At 63.7% G+C, this 13,740-nt stretch carries 10 protein-coding genes, 1 tRNA gene and 1 pseudogene; 6 read left to right on the top strand and 6 right to left on the bottom strand.

The features are described from left to right. Nucleotides 1-293 precede the first annotated feature (293 nt). Both B7X49_RS16230 and B7X49_RS16225 read right to left on the bottom strand, forming a co-directional pair. Nucleotides 294-575: pseudogene (locus tag B7X49_RS16230) on the bottom strand (glycosyltransferase); the annotation flags it as partial. An 883-nt stretch (nt 576-1,458) separates the two neighbouring features. Beyond that, on the bottom strand, nt 1,459-2,523 hold the full coding sequence (locus tag B7X49_RS16225; RefSeq protein WP_286704803.1) for a HoxN/HupN/NixA family nickel/cobalt transporter: 1,065 nt from the start codon (nt 2,521-2,523) through the stop codon (nt 1,459-1,461). A 312-nt stretch (nt 2,524-2,835) separates the two neighbouring features. Between B7X49_RS16225 and B7X49_RS16220 the strand changes: the two genes are divergently transcribed. The 6 genes from B7X49_RS16220 (at nt 2,836) to B7X49_RS16195 (ending at nt 8,455) form a co-directional block, all read left to right on the top strand. Next, a complete protein-coding gene (locus B7X49_RS16220; RefSeq protein ID WP_286704804.1) occupies nt 2,836-3,975 on the top strand; it encodes a transporter substrate-binding domain-containing protein in 1,140 nt (379 codons plus the stop codon). Then, entirely contained in the window at nt 3,972-4,490 is a 519-nt protein-coding gene (locus tag B7X49_RS16215; RefSeq protein WP_286840199.1) for a hypothetical protein, read from the top strand. The genes B7X49_RS16220 and B7X49_RS16215 overlap by 4 nt, the downstream gene beginning before the upstream one ends. A gap of 252 nt (nt 4,491-4,742) precedes the next feature. After that, nucleotides 4,743-5,783, top strand: coding sequence for an aliphatic amidase (locus B7X49_RS16210; RefSeq protein ID WP_286704806.1), 1,041 nt, complete (start codon nt 4,743-4,745; stop codon nt 5,781-5,783). Beyond that, nucleotides 5,767-5,952, top strand: coding sequence for a hypothetical protein (locus B7X49_RS16205; protein ID WP_286704807.1), 186 nt, complete (start codon nt 5,767-5,769; stop codon nt 5,950-5,952). The genes B7X49_RS16210 and B7X49_RS16205 overlap by 17 nt, the downstream gene beginning before the upstream one ends. Then, nucleotides 5,949-6,749 (top strand): CbbQ/NirQ/NorQ/GpvN family protein, encoded by an 801-nt coding sequence (locus tag B7X49_RS16200; protein WP_286704808.1) that lies wholly within the window; start codon nt 5,949-5,951, stop codon nt 6,747-6,749. The genes B7X49_RS16205 and B7X49_RS16200 overlap by 4 nt, the downstream gene beginning before the upstream one ends. Further along, nucleotides 6,746-8,455, top strand: coding sequence for a nitric oxide reductase activation protein NorD (locus B7X49_RS16195; protein WP_286704809.1), 1,710 nt, complete (start codon nt 6,746-6,748; stop codon nt 8,453-8,455). Before B7X49_RS16200 ends, B7X49_RS16195 begins: the two co-directional genes overlap by 4 nt. On the opposite strand, the gene B7X49_RS16190 is transcribed toward B7X49_RS16195, so the two are convergent. From B7X49_RS16190 to B7X49_RS16175, 4 genes are all read right to left on the bottom strand, one after another. Then, nucleotides 8,456-8,541 (bottom strand) — tRNA-Leu (locus tag B7X49_RS16190). 149 nt (nt 8,542-8,690) lie between these two features. Further along, on the bottom strand, nt 8,691-10,640 hold the full coding sequence (shc, locus tag B7X49_RS16185; RefSeq protein ID WP_286704810.1) for a squalene--hopene cyclase: 1,950 nt from the start codon (nt 10,638-10,640) through the stop codon (nt 8,691-8,693). Between the two features lie 56 nt (nt 10,641-10,696). Continuing rightward, a complete protein-coding gene (locus B7X49_RS16180; protein ID WP_286704811.1) occupies nt 10,697-12,001 on the bottom strand; it encodes an MFS transporter in 1,305 nt (434 codons plus the stop codon). Nucleotides 12,002-12,054: 53 nt separating this feature from the next. Next, nucleotides 12,055-13,551 (bottom strand): malonyl-CoA decarboxylase, encoded by a 1,497-nt coding sequence (locus tag B7X49_RS16175; protein ID WP_286704812.1) that lies wholly within the window; start codon nt 13,549-13,551, stop codon nt 12,055-12,057. Between the last annotated feature and the right edge of the window lie 189 nt (nt 13,552-13,740).

Here is a 13,740-nt window from a genome sequence, read left to right as displayed (position 1 = left end):
CGGCGCCGAGGCGCCAACCTATGCCCAGCTTTATTCGGGAGCATGGGTCCACCCCACATGTAGTGGGTGTCTGACTTAACCGGATAGGCACGCAACGACCGATCCATGATCGAGGCCAACCGGTCCGGAATTTCGAACAGGGCCCGATTACGCAGTCCAAGCGCGTTCCGCCGGAACACGTGCAGCCGATCATCACGATACAAAGCCGTGACGGCTTGGCCGACATGGCGCAGATCGCGGATCACCAGACCGACCTCGTGCTGGGCGACCCACTCCGCGTTATAGCGTTCCTGCGGCATGGTGCGGCGGTTGCGCTCGATGATCACCGGCAGTCCAAGATGCAGCGCCTCGCTGATGCTGCCCGGCCCCGGCTTGCCGATGAAAAAATCGGCGAGGCGCATATAGTGCGGCACCTGATCGGTAAAGCCGACCGCGCGGCACCGTTCGGTCCGCGCGAGTTGTGCGGCGAGCAGCCGGTTATGGCCGCACATCACGATCGATTGCACCGCGAAGGGCAGGCGCGCGAGGCGTTCCACAATGGTGAGTGCCAGTTTCGAACCATTGCCGCCGAACATGATCAGCGCGGTGGGCAGATCAGGATCGAGACCCAGGCCCAGTCGTTCCGCGCGGCGATCGATGCGTGCGGCCTGATAGAAGCGCGGGCCGAGCACCATGCCGGACACCTGCATGATGCGTTCGGGCCGATAATGCCGCGCGCGCGCCTGTTCGGCCGCCTTGTCGCTGCCGCAAATGATGAACTGGTCCTGATCCTCCTGCCAGAAACGCGGCGGCTGATCCGCAATGTCGGTCATGATCGTGACGTAGGGCACCTCGGCGTGCACGCGGCGGAGTGAGCGGAACAGCACGCCGTTGAAATTCGGAATGAGCGAAACCACTATGTCGGCCGATCGCCGGCGCCAATGGGTTTCGAGCAGCGCCTCGATCGGTGCGGCGCGCAGGCGGATGCCGGCCTGCAACCCGCGCAGCAGCGGCAGCGAGCCATAGGTCCAGCCGCGCTTGAGCATGCCGTTATAGACCGTCTCGGACGAAACGCGCCGCCGGGTGAGCCGCAGCATCGGGTCGACCGGGCGCAGCAATTCCTGCAGATTGACCAATTCCACCTGCCAGGTCGGATAGCGCTGCTCAATGATCTGGCGCAGGGCCAGAGCGGCGCTGCGATGGCCGCCGCCGGCATCGAAATAGACGAACTGGACGGACGGACAGCATGCCGACGGCGCGATCGGCCGTGTGCGCCGATCGACCGGTATCGTCAGTTCAGTCATATCGATGGCATCACCCGGCTGGTTTTGAACGGACAATCGCATGCGAATTGCGCCCAGAGGCTAAAGCACGGAACCGGTGCCCCGCGCGTGATGATTAAATGACAATGTCCGCGACCGCGCGGTTGCCGCCGCGCAGTGCCGATGGTCGTGCCAGTGCGTTGGGCCGCTCTCAGGATCAATCGACCAGCGCGATTTCGACCTCATCGAGCCGCTTGAGCCGATACACCAGGGTGGAGACGAGCCAGCTCGCGACGAAAATTCCGATGATCAGAAAGCCGATCATGCCGAAATACCGGTCGTTCGCGGCACCGATGGTGCGCCAGAACAGGCCATGCAGGCTGAATTCGTTGGCGATCAGGCCGAGCGTTTCGACGCTCCCGACAATGACGGCGACAATGACCGAAACGACCGTGATGGTCAGGTTGTAGTAAAGCTTGCGGATCGGTTTGACGAAGGCCCAGCCATAGGCGCCGAGCATCAGAATACCATCGGTCGTGTCGACCAGCGACATGCCGGCAGCGAACAGCATCGGCAGCATCATGATCGCCCAGACCGACACGCCCTTGACCGCCTCCGCACCGCCCATGCCGAGCAGGCTGACCTCGGTCGCCGTGTCGAACCCGAGGCCGAACAGCAGGCCGACCAGCAGCATCTGCCAGCTACGCGTCACCAGGCGGAACAGCGGCCGCAGCAGGCGCGACATGAAGCCCCGCTTGTTCAACAGGATATCGAAATCATCATCGGCGTACCGCCCGGTGCGGCGCGCGGCGCGGAATGTTGCGTAGACCGAGCGCGCAATCACCAGATTCATTGCGGCCATCGAGAACAGAAAGACCGCCGAGATCAGCGTGCCGATGATGCCGGCGGCGCTGTTGAGCATGGTGAAGCGATGGTCGATGGTCATGGCGGTGAGCGCGATGGCGGCGGTGGCAATCACGAGAACCATCGAATGGCCCATCGAGAAAAAAAAGCCGACCATGGCGGGTCGTTGTTTCTCCTGCATCAGCTTGCGGGTGACGGAATCGATCGCCGCGATATGATCGGCATCGACGGCATGACGCAGCCCGAAGGCGTAGGCGAGGGCGGAAAACCCGAGCAGGACGGTATTGTGGCGGAACACGAGCAGCGCGCCGGCCCAGGCGCAGATGTTCAGCGCGATCAGGAACGCGTAGCTCGCGACGATCTTGCCGCGGATGTTGTCGCTCCGATCATCGAACACCGCCTTCAAGGCACGCAGCATCGGATCGCTCCTGTGGTTGGGTGATTGCCATCGCGGGATCACGGTAGGCGGCGCGCAGGTTTGGAGGCAAGGTGTCGTGGTTTGCAAACAAACATGAAGCACAAAAATCGCGATATTATGCCCGTGCCGCTCCAAATGCCCGTACCCCAAATCCAGAACGTTTTTTGCTGCTTTTTTTCAAAAAAGAAGCACTTCCTTGTCCAGCCCGCGCATAGCGAAAAATCCTTGCGGGCGTTTGCGCTTTCATGCAATGTTTTGGAAGTCTGCGGCGAAATAAAAATTTAATGTTCTTGGCATCGGAAGGTTGCACGCATGGGTAATCCCACGGCGAGGACCGGCGCGCCGTGGCGGGTTGGTTTGTTGTTCTCGAAAACCGGTATCACTTCGGTCATCGAGCAGACGCAGTTACAGGCATCGATCCTGGCGATCGAGGAGATCAATGCGGCCGGGGGCATCAACGGGCGCGAATTGCGTGCGATCCACTACGATCCGGGTTCGAGCACGGCGGGGTTTGCGCAGCATGCCAAGCGGCTGATGATCGATGACGGCGTGACCACGATTTTCGGCTGCTATACCTCGAGCAGCCGCAAGGCGGTGCTGCCGGTGGTGGAACGGCTGAACGGGCTGCTGTGGTATCCGACGCTGTATGAGGGGTTCGAGTATTCGCCCAACATCATCTATACCGGTGCCGCGCCCAACCAGAACAGCGTGGCATTGTCACAGTATTTGCTGAAGACCTACGGCAACCGGTTCTTTCTGATCGGGTCGGATTACATCTATCCGCGCGAGTCCAACCGGGTGATCGGCGAACTGGTGCGAATGGCGGGTGGTGCCGTGGTGGGCGAGCGTTATGTCGGCCTGCGGGCGCAGCGGCGCGATTTTCTGCCGCTGATGCGTGAATGCGGGCAGTTGCGACCGAGCGTGATTTTTTCCACCGTGGTCGGCGAAGCGACGACGCATTTGTATCAGGCCTACGCCGATGCCGGGTTCGATCCGCGCATCATGCCGATCGCGAGCCTGACCACGACGGAGGCCGAGATCGGCGCGATGGGGCCGGATGTCGGTTGCGGCCACATCACCGCAGCACCCTATTTCGAGGCGGTCGATTCCGATGTGAATCGGGCGTTCGTCAGGCGCTATAAAAAACGCTTCGGGTCGGATCAGACGACGAACATGTGCGTCGAGGCCGCGTATTTTCAGGTTCATATTTTCGCCCGCGCGTTGGCGATGACCAATTCGATCGAGACCGATTGCCTGCGCCCGATGGTGCTGGGTTCCGCGTTCGAGGCGCCGCAGGGCCAGATCACGATCAACCCGATGTGCGGCCACACGGATTTGTGGACACGGCTGGGGCGGGCGAATGGGGATGGAAAATTCGACATCTTCTGGCAGTCCCGCGTGCCGGTCGGCGCCGATCCGTATCTGGTCGGCTATGGGGCACAAGTCGCATGATTCGGGAACAACCGGGGCGCGAATCAGGGGGGCGTGGTCGGCAGGAAGCGGCGCTGGCGGCGTTGGATATCGTGGTGATGACGCCGCGCAGTGCCGAAGGCGAAATGCTGATCCGCGAATTGCAGCGCACCCGCGCCAGCGTGCGCCATTGCTGGCCGGCGCCGGAGACCTATCCGGTCGAGGCGGATGTGATCGTGAGTGAATTGGTGCCGGGCCTCGCGCATCGGCTGCCCTGGGTGCCGGGCCAGGCGAAGGCGGCGCTGGTGGTGGTGCTGCCCGCCGGTGCGCCGGCGCTCGATCAATTGCACAATATCGCGGCGGATGCGCTACTGCCCCGCCCGTTGGCGCCAGGGGTGGTGCCGGCCATTGTGCTGCATGCCCATGTCAGGTTTGCCTATGAACAGCGCCTGCGCGCGCGGATCGACAAGCTCGATGAAACATTGCGCGGAATGCGCACGATCGAGCGTGCGATGCGTATAATTTCATCCGCCGCCAGGCGATGGACCGTCGCGTGACGATCAACGCGGTAGCTGCGGCAATTATTGACTCGCACGAGTTGCTCGGATAGGTCTTGCAGCGAAGACGCGGACCGATCGTGAGGTCGGATCAAGCGTTACGATAGACGAACGGCAACAGCGCCGTGGACAATTGAACGGCGATATCGCCCTCGTAGCGGCCACCCCAGGTGGACGACACGAGGGTTTTTTGTTGTTCGGCTTTCGCTTGAGTTTCTTGTTAACCGGCCATCATTTCTGGAGAACGGACCCATGCTTCACGGTGACATTTCGAGCAGCAAGGACACGGTGGGCGTCGCCGTGGTGAACTACAAAATGCCCCGCCTGCACACGCGCGCCGAGGTGCTGGAAAACGCACAGAAAATCGCGGACATGGTGGTGGGCATGAAGACCGGATTGCCCGGCATGGATCTGGTGATCTTTCCGGAATATTCGACGCACGGCATCATGTACGACAGCGCCGAGATGTACGAAACCGCATCGTCCTGCCCTGGCGAAGAGACCGATATTTTCGCCGCCGCCTGCAGGAAAGCCAAGGTGTGGGGCGTGTTTTCGCTGACCGGCGAGCGCCACGAGGAGCACCCGCACAAGGCGCCGTACAACACGCTGATCCTGATGAACGACCAGGGCGAGATCGTGCAGAAATATCGCAAGATCATGCCGTGGGTGCCGATCGAAGGCTGGTATCCGGGCAACTGCACATACATGTCGACCGGTCCGAAAGGGTTGAAGATCAGCTTGATCATCTGCGACGATGGCAACTACCCCGAAATCTGGCGCGATTGCGCGATGAAGGGGGCCGAGCTGATCGTGCGCTGCCAGGGCTATATGTATCCGGCCAAGGAGCAGCAGGTCATCATGGCCAAGGCGATGGCCTGGGCGAACAATGTGTATGTCGCGGTGGCGAACGCAACCGGGTTCGATGGAGTCTATTCCTATTTCGGCCATTCCTCGATTATCGGGTTCGACGGGCGGACCCTGGGTGAATGCGGCACCGAGGAATACGGGATCAATTACGCACAATTGTCGGTCTCGCTGATCCGCGATGCGCGGCGGACGATGCAGAGCGAGAACCATCTCTTCAAGCTGCTGCACCGCGGCTATACCGGCAAGATCAACTCGCGCGAGGGTGTCACCGGTGTGGCGGAATGCCCGTATGATTTCTATCAGAAATGGATCAGCGATCCCGAGGGCACGCGCGAGATGGTTGAGGCGATGACTCGCACGACCGTGGGTGTCGAGGAATGTCCGATCGATGGGCTGCCGAACGAGGGGAATGCTGGGCATCGGTGAAGTGAAGGCAGGAAGGAAGACTTCTTTTTTTGAAAAAAAAGAAGCAAAAAAACTTCACTCATCTGTGCCCGTGCCGCTGAAGCCGCCCGTAGCCCAGATTAACAAAAGTTTTTTGTTTCTTTTTTACAAAAAAGAAGTCTTACCTTCCGTTGATTGGCTAGCTCTATGATCCTGGACTCCCACCGCATCACCACCGAGCCCTATTACTGTGCCGTGGGCAACGAAATCGCTCTCTTCGCCGCAGCCTATGCGGCGCGGATGCCGATGATGTTGAAGGGCCCGACCGGCTGCGGCAAGACGCGGTTCATCGAATACATGGCCTGGCGGTTGGGCAAGCCGCTGATCACTGTCGCGTGCCATGAGGACATGACGGCATCGGATCTGGTCGGGCGGTTTCTGCTCGATGCGAACGGCACGGTCTGGCACGACGGGCCGCTAACCCGGGCGGTCCGGCATGGCGCGATCTGTTATCTCGACGAAATCGTCGAGGCGCGGCAGGATACCACGGTCGTCATCCATCCGCTGGCGGATGACCGGCGGGTGCTGCCGCTCGAGAAAACCGGCGAGCTGATCACGGCGCATCCGGATTTTCATCTCGTGATTTCGTATAACCCCGGTTATCAGAGCGTGCTGAAGGATCTGAAGGAATCGACCAAGCAGCGGTTTGCCGCAATCCAGTTTCTCTACCCCGATCGGGCGCTGGAAACCGCGATCGTCGCGCATGAGGCAGGAATTGCCGAGGACGATGCGAAGCGGCTGGTTCTGATCGGCGAGGCAGCGCGGCATCTGAAGGGGCATGGGCTCGATGAAGGCGCATCGACGCGGATGCTGATCCACGCCGGGCAGTTGATCGCGCGCGGCGTGGCACCGGCGGCGGCGTGCCAGGTGGCGTTGATATTGCCGATCACCGACGATCCGGATTTGCGGGATGCGCTGACCGCGACGGTGGATGCCTGTCTGCGGTGAGCGCGGAACAAACTGGGCAGTTCGCAAGCCTGGAGCGGCGGCTCGGCGGGTTCGTCACCGCGCTGTGGGATACCAGTCCGAGACTCCAAGCGATGCCGGTGGAGGCGCTGGCGCCGCCGGGGCGGGTGAGCTTCGGCCACGGTGTGGTGCGGCTGCCCGAGCGGTTTCGCGGCTTTGCGCCGGCGCAGGCGACGCGGCTGTATCACGCAGCGATCGCGCATGCCGGGGCGCATCTTCGCTTCACCGAGACGCGCTTTACCCAGGGCAGTCTGAAGCCTTTGCAGGTGGCGCTGATCTCGCTGATCGAGGATGCACGGGTCGAGCATCTGGCGATGCGGCGGTTTCCGGGGTTGCGGCGGTTGTTTCTGCCGTTTCACGTCGCCTCACCTGGCAGCGGCGGCATGGCACCGGCGCTGTTCGCGCGGCTGGCACGGGCGCTGATCGACCCTGATTATATCGATGGCGACGCCTGGGTCGAAAAGGGCCGCGCGCTGTTTCTGGCCGCCGCCGATGATTGGGCCAGTCCCGCGGTTTCGCGCAGCATCGGCGGGTTACTCGGCAATGATCTCGGGCAGATGCGGGTGTCGTTCAACGCCAAGACCTATGTGGTGGAACCGGCCTATCGCGATGACAACGCCGGGATCTGGATCGCGGCCGAGCCACCGCCGCCGGATGCGGACTCCGAGACCTGGCTGGAAGCCGCGAAAATCACCCCGGCCGCGACCGAACCGCCGCGCGGCCCGCCCGATGAGGCGGACAATCAGCCGGCCAATGCGGCACGACCCGCCGCCGCGACCGAGGATGGCTCACCACCCATCGCGTCCTATCCCGAGTGGGATCATCTGATCCGTCAGGCACGGCCGCATTGGGCGACGATCCGGGCCTATCCGGCGCGCGCGGGGCGGCAGGCGGTGATCGATCAGATCATGGCGGATCATGCAAAGCTGGCGCAACGGCTGGCGGCGCTGATCGAGCATGCCAAGGTCAGCCAGCCGCGCCGGCTGCGCCGTCAGGCCGAGGGGGATGGGCTCGACCTCGATGCCTGCATCGCCGCCGCGATCGATCTGCGGGCGGGGTTGTCGCCCGATCCGCGGATCCATAGCCGGACCGAGCGGCGGCATCGGGATTTGGCGACGCTGGTGCTGCTCGATGTGTCGCACTCGACCAACGATGTGCTGGCATGGTCGGATACCAGTGTGCTGGCGTTGGAGCGGGCGGCGGCGGCGTTGCTGGGCGATGCTATGGCGGGGCTCGGTGATCGGTTCGCGATGCGGGCGTTCTGTTCGAACGGGCGGCATGATGTGCGCTACAGCGCGATCAAGGAGTTCGACCGGGCGTTCGATGGCGCGGCGAAGCGGCGGTTGGCGGGACTGGCCGGCAGCCTCTCGACACGATTGGGCGCGGCGCTGCGCCATGCCGGCCGCGAGCTTGGGCAGCAGGCGGCGTATCGGCGGCTGCTGCTGGTGATTTCGGATGGCGAGCCTTCGGATATCGATGTCGGCGATCGGCGCTATCTGGTCGAGGATGCGCGGCACGCGGTGCAGGAATTATCGCTGCGCGGGATCGATGTGTTCTGCGTCGGGTTGGATGCGGGCGGTGATGGGTATTTCGGGCGGATTTTCGGGCGGCACCGGATTGCGCTGATCGACCGGATCGAGCGGCTGCCGGAGATGCTGCCGATGATCTATCTGCGGCTGACGGCGTGATGGTGCGGATGGCGGGACTCGAACCCGCACGCCCTGACGGGCAACAGATTTTAAGTCTGCAGCGTCTACCATTCCGCCACATCCACATAGGGTAAAGGTAAGGCTTCTTTTTTGTAAAAAAGAAGCAAAAAACTTTTTGACTCTGGTTCGGAGGCTGTGACGGCCGTGCGCCTCGAACCAAACTAATAAAAGTTTTTTGGTTCTTTTTTACAAAAAAGAACTGCTGTCTTCTTACCTAAAACCCGTAACTCACCCGCCCGCTATTCCCCAACGACAAATTCCGATACCGCGCCATCGCCATCAACGGAAAGAATCGCGGGTAGCCGTGATAGCGCAGATAGAACACCCTGGGAAAGCCCACCGCGTTGTAGGGCTGCTCGGTCCAGGACCCATCAGCCTCCTGCACCGATTGCAGCCAGGCGATGCCGCTTGCGACGGCGGGGTGATCGTGGCGGCCGGCGGCCATCAGGCCGAGCAGGGCCCAAGCGGTCTGGGAGGGCAGGCTCTGGTGGTATTCGCCACGCGGCGCATCGGCGTAGCTTTCGCAATCCTCGCCCCAGCCACCATCGGCGCGCTGCTTGCTGATCAGCCAGTTGGCGGCGCGGGCGATGGTGGGGTCGTCATGATCGAGGCCGGCGGCGTTCAGGGCGCACAGCACCGACCAGGTGCCGTAGATGTAGTTGGTGCCCCAGCGGCCGAACCACGAGCCATCGGTTTCCTGATCGCGTCGGAGGTAGGCGACGCCGCGATTGATCGCGGTGCGGTCTTCGGGGTGGTTCAACTGGCCGAGGAAGGAGACGCAGCGCGCGGTGACGTCGGCGGTTGGTGGGTCGAGCAGGGCGCCGTGATCGGCGAAGGGGATGTGGTTGAGGTAGGTGAATTCGTTATCGGAATCGAAGGCGCCCCAGCCGCCGGATTGGCTCTGCATGCCGAGCACCCAGAGGCGGGCGCGTTCGACCGCCTCGTGATGGGCGGGGTCGCCGTTGCGGTCGAGGATCATGCCGACCACGGCGGTGTCATCGACATCGGGGTAGTGGGCGTTGTTGTACTGGAAGGCCCAGCCGCCTGGTGGGGCATCGGGTTTGCGGTGGGCCCAGTCGCCCTTCACGTCGAGGATCTGGCGCGGGATCAGCCAGTCGCACGCGGCGGCGACCTTGGCATCGCCGGCGCCGGCGGCTTCGGCGAGGGCGTGGGCGGCGAGGGAGGTGTCCCAGATCGGTGAGAGGCAGGGTTGGACGTAGGTGGCGCCGGCGAAACGATCGGACGCGTCGGTGATGAGTTTGCGCACGGCCTGCCAGGCGGTGGCGTAATCGGGGTGGTCGGGTGCGTAGCCGAGCGTGTGGTACATCATCACGGTGTTGGCCATGGCGGGGTAGATGGCGCCGAGACCGTCTTCGCCGTTGAGGCGGGGGGTAATGAAATCGATCGCCGCCTGGATCGCGCGGTGGCGGGAGCGGGAGGGGAAATGGCGTTCGAGTGGGCGAAGCGCGGAGTCGAGCGCTTTGAAGGCATGGCCCCAGCGCGAGCGATAGGGGCCGCGGATGTAGTCGGTCACGGCATCGGGCGGGGTGACGAACAATTCGTCGATGGTGATGTTGTGCGGGTTGCGGGCGAGGGGGCGCTCGGTCATCAGGACCAGCAGCGGGGCGATGACGGTGCGTGACCAGTAGCTGATTTTCCAGAGCGTGATCGGGAACCAGTCCGGCAGGAGCATGATCTCGACCGGCATGACCGGGCAGGCGCGCCAGGGCAGGGCGCCGAACAGGGCGAGCTGGATGCGTGTGAACACGTTGGTGCGGGCGGCGCCGCCGCGGGCGAGGATGGCCTCGCGGGCGCGGCGCATGTGCGGGGCATCGGGGTCGTCGCCGATCGCTTTCAGGGCGAAATAGGCTTTGACACTGGCCGAAAGATCCATCGCGCCGTCGTGGAACAGGGGCCAGCCACCGGGGTTGTGCGGGGAATCGCCCTGGATGGCGCGGAGGAAGATGCCGATTCGGGATTGCAGGGCGGGATCGATCCGGTCGAGGAAATGCTCGAGCAGGATGTATTCGGCCGGGATGGTGGCATCGGCCTCGAGTTCGTAGACGTAATGACCGTCGTTACGCTGCTCTGCGGCAAGGCTCGCGTGCGCGCGGCCAATCGCCTCGTCGAGTTCATGAAGATCGGTTGGTAAACTGCTCAGCATGCGACCTATATAGTCAGTTTTGTTACGTTTCGCCTATAGCGTCGTGATTGACGCTGCTACTCGGGCAGGGTCTGGCCGGTGGTGTCGCGCCCGAACGGGATGATCAGCAGGCCGATGGCGAAGGCGACGGCGGTGATGGCGACCGGCGTGCCGAGCGTGCCCATGCCTTTCACCGCGCCGGCCAGGATGAAATTGACCGCAGCCCCGGCGAATCGGCCCACCGAGGTGCAGAAGGCGAAGGCGGTGGCGCGGATTTCGGTGGGGTAGAGTTCGGGCAGCCAGAGGCTGAACATCGCGAAATTGCCGCCGCCGAAGCCGAGGAAGAACAGGATAATCAGGAACGCGGTGAGCGCATGGGTGGGCGGCAGATAGAATGCCCAGCCGAACGCCGCGACGATGGTGATGAACATGACCACGAAATAAAACGCCAGCGTGCTGCGCCGGCCGAACCGTTCGGCGAGGATGGGCAGGGCGACGCAGCCGAGGATGGTGCCGAGCGAGAGGATGGCGGTGCCGAACGAGACCATGTGGATGGCGGCCGGCAGTGCCATGCCGGATTTTTTCGCGAGGATGATGATGGCGCTGGGCTCATAGACCGCGCCGGCCCAGAGGCCGATGATCGCGACGGTCAGCAGCACCGACATCACGATGGTCTGGCGCAGGTGGGCGGGGGCGAAGATGGCGGCGAGCGGGTGGGTGGCGCCGGTTGCGCGGTTGCGTTGCCATTTGCCGGTTTCCTTGACGCCGAGCATGATCAGCACCGAGATGACGACGGGGGCGAGGCCGCACAGGAACATCGCGCGCCAGCCGAAATCGGCGCCGACCGTGAAGTTCAGCGCGGCGGCGACGAAGAAGCCGAAGTAATAGCCGGTCTGGAGCAGGCCCGCGCCCATTTTGCGGCGGTCTTCCGGCCAGGCTTCGGCGACGTAGGTGCCGGCCATGGCCCATTCGCCGCCGATGCCGATGCCGGCGATCAGGCGGAAGACGCCGAGTTCGTAGATGTTCTGCGACATAGCGGCGGCGCCGGTGAAGACCGCGTAGAGCAGGATGGTGGCGGCGAGGGATTTCTTGCGGCCGAAGCGGTCGGCGATCGGGCCCCAGATGAAAGAGAAGCCCCAGCCGATCAGGAAGACCGCGAACAGGATCGAGCCGATTTCGCCGATGTTGGCGGGGGTGGGCTTGATGCCGGAGCGGGGCAGCAACTGGGTCAGGGCGGGGGCGAGCACGAGGGCGTAGATCACGCTGTCCATGCCATCGAGCATCCAGCCGAACCAGGCACCCCAGAAGCCGGCGATCTGCTGTCCGTTCAGCCGGGTGCGCGCGCCGAAAGCGCCGCGGCCGGCGATGCTGGACTCGTTCATGACTGGTTCCCCCCGCTCGATTGGTCTGAAATGCTGCCGCTTATATGGGGCGATCAGCTATCGGCGGCAATCGGGGTCTTTTTTCGCCGGGTGAGCCAGCTTTGGCCGGGCAGGACCATCAGTTGATCGACCGCGGTGGAGCGGGCGACGGTGCCGTCGCGCAGGAAGGCTTCGTGGCGGGCTTCGATCGCTTCGGGGTCGTAGAGGTAGTTGACCATGATTCCGAAGGATTCGGTCATGCCGCGCTTGGCGGTGTTGCCGAGCCAGTTGATGCGTTCGAGGCGGGCGCCGTTGCCGAGGTGAAAGCGTGCGACCGGGTCCTGGCGGATCGGTTGGGTGTTGGGTGCCGCGCGGAAGGCGCCGGTGAGGTATTGCGCGGCGAGGCGGAGGAGCGGCGGGCGGAGTGCGGTGGCCAGGGTGGGTTCGGTCCACCAGGGGCCGGATTCGAGGGTGGCTTTGAGCAGCGTGGCGTCGTCGGGCGGGGTGGTTGCGGTGGCGCGGTGGAGGGTTTCGCGCTCTTCCGGTGTGAGGAGCGGGGTGGTTTGCGGCAGGTCGAGCCAGGTGAGGATGGCGCGGCGCAGGCCGGGGACGGGCGAGAGGGTGGAGAAGCGTTTCAGGCGGGGCAGTTCGGCCTGGAGTTCGGCGACCACCTGTTTGATCAGGAAATTGCCGAAGGAGATGCCGCGCAGGCCTTCCTGGCAGTTGCTGATGGAATAGAAGATCGCGGTATCGGCGCCGGCGGCGGCATCGTGCAGGGCGCCATCGCCGGATAATTCGTCGGGCGAGGGTGCGAGGAGCGGGGCGATGGCTTCGGCGAGGCCGCGGACCAGGGCGACTTCGACGAAGATGAGTGGTTCATCGGGCAGGGCGGGGTGGAAGAAGGCGAAGCAGCGGCGGTCGGGCGCGAGGCGGCGGCGCAGATCGTCCCAGCCGGCGATTTCGTGGACGGCTTCGTAGGTGATGAGTTTTTCGAGCACGAAGGCAGGGGTGCGCCAGTCGATTCGGCGGAGTTCGAGGAAGCCGCGGTTGAACCAGGAGGCGAACAGGTGGCGCAGGTCGGAATCGAGCGGGGCGAGGCCAGGGCTGGTGCGCAGTTCGGCGAGCACGGCCATGCGCAGTTCGATCAGGGCGGCGGTGCCGCCGGGGGCCATGTTCATGCGGCGGAGCAATTCCTGGCGGGGCGGCTCGGCGGCATCGGCGAGGGCGGTGGCGGTGGCGGCGCCGGGTTCGGCGAGGTAGGCGCTTGCGGCTGCGGCGAGTTTGGCGGGGTCGGGTTCGAAGCTGTTGGCGAGGAATTCGAGGAAGCCGGTGCGGTCGGCGGGGGTGAGGCCGCGGAGTGCGCCGAGCAGGGCGGCGGCGAGGGCGGCGCCGGAGGCTTCGCCACGGCCGCCGAGCAGGGCATCGGCCAGGAGTTCGGCGCGTTCGCGCGAGGGGAGGTTGTCGTTGGGGAGGGTGACGAATTTGCGGCCGTGATCGGCGATCGAGGACCAGAGGCGGTCGAGCCAGGAGCGGGTGGAATGATCGGGGGTGATCGGCTGTTGGTTGGGCATTGTGGTGGTCCCTCATCGAGCAGATGGGTGTTGTAGAGCATTTTGGGTTCGGCTGGAACCGGGTTGCTGCGGTGCGGTGCGGTATGGGAGGGGAAGGGAAGGCTTCTTTTTTGTAAAAAAGAAGCAAAAAACTTTTTGACCCTGGGGCGCGGGCGTTTCCACCGGCACGAACCCAAATTAACAAAGTTT

Origin of the sequence: Acidiphilium sp. 34-64-41, from assembly GCF_002282635.1 — a bacterium.
GTDB lineage: Bacteria > Pseudomonadota > Alphaproteobacteria > Acetobacterales > Acetobacteraceae > Acidiphilium > Acidiphilium rubrum.
This window is presented reverse-complemented; position numbering and strand designations above follow the sequence as displayed.